The following is a 1,285-nucleotide window of genomic DNA, read 5'->3' on the forward strand; positions in this document are numbered from 1 at the left end:
GTGTCGACTGACACTCCGCCTTCGCCGGCAAGCCGGCTCCTACAGGGTTTTGTGTCGATGCCAATGATTGTTGCCGCTCCGGTAACGCAGTCTTGAACGTTCGACGTTTGTGCGCTGCGCCTCGCAGGGCTTAAGCTCTCGCCCCCTACGACTTTTGTCTCACCCGCCGATTTTTCAGGAAGCCCCATGTCCAGTCAGTTCCCCGAAGCACGTCCACGCCGTCTGCGCCGCAATGCGAGCCTGCGCAGCCTGTTCCAGGAAACCGAATTCAGCTTGAACGACCTGGTGTTGCCGATTTTCGTCGAGGAAGAAATCGATGACTTCGTGCCGATCAAAAGCATGCCCGGGGTGATGCGTATTCCGGAATCCAGGCTGGCAGGCGAGATCGAGCGCTATGCCCGGGCCGGGATCAAGTCGGTGATGACCTTCGGCGTGTCCCATCACCTGGATGCCAGCGGCAGCGACACCTGGAGCGATAACGGCCTGGTATCGCGCATGGCGCGCATTGCCAAGGATGCGGTGCCGGAAATGATCCTGATGTCCGACACCTGCTTTTGCGAGTACACCGACCACGGTCATTGCGGTGTGTTGCACAACCACGAAGTCGACAACGACCAGACGCTGGTCAATCTCGGCAAACAAGCCGTGGCCGCCGCCCGGGCCGGGGCCGATGTGATTGCCCCGTCAGCCGCCATGGACGGGCAGGTCCGGGCCATTCGCCGGGCGCTGGATGAGGCGGGTTTCAGTCAGGTCGCGATCATCGCCTATTCGACCAAGTTCGCTTCGGCGCTCTATGGACCGTTCCGCGAGGCCGGTGGCAGTGCGCTCAAGGGCGATCGCAAAAGCTATCAGATGAACCCGATGAACCGCCGCGAAGCCGTGCGCGAATCGTTGATGGACGAGCAGGAAGGCGCCGATGCGTTGATGGTCAAACCGGCCGGCGCGTACCTGGACATCATCCGCGACATCCGCGAAGTGTCGCGCCTGCCACTGTCGGCCTATCAGGTGAGCGGCGAGTACGCGATGATCAAGTTCGGCGCACAGGCCGGGGCGATCGACGAGGATCGGGTGGTGCGTGAAAGCCTGGGGGCGATCAAGCGGGCGGGGGCGGATCTGATCTTCACCTACTTCGCAATGGACCTGGCCTTGGCCGGGATCTGACGATCACTATTCGCAATGGACCTGGCGCAGGCGGGATCTGACATCACCACAACCCCCTGTAGGAGCCGGCTTGCCGGCGAAAGCGGTGGGTCAGTCAAAACATGCTTCGACTGACACTCCGCCT

At 61.8% G+C, this 1,285-nt stretch carries 1 protein-coding gene; it reads left to right on the top strand.

What is annotated here, in order from left to right; all coding sequences use genetic code 11:
• Positions 1–186: 186 nt before the first annotated feature.
• Positions 187–1,161, top strand: coding sequence for a porphobilinogen synthase (gene hemB, locus BZ163_RS00025; protein WP_128869317.1), 975 nt, complete (start codon positions 187–189; stop codon positions 1,159–1,161).
• The last annotated feature ends 124 nt before the right edge of the window (positions 1,162–1,285 follow it).

Origin of the sequence: Pseudomonas sp. VI4.1, from assembly GCF_002029345.1 — a bacterium.
Taxonomy (GTDB): Bacteria; Pseudomonadota; Gammaproteobacteria; order Pseudomonadales; family Pseudomonadaceae; genus Aquipseudomonas.

Bases quoted from the DNA above. Each gene is read 5' to 3' on its own strand.
- hemB (WP_128869317.1), top strand. From the start codon at position 187: ATGTCCAGTCAGTTCCCCGAAGCACGTCCACGCCGTCTGCGCCGCAAT.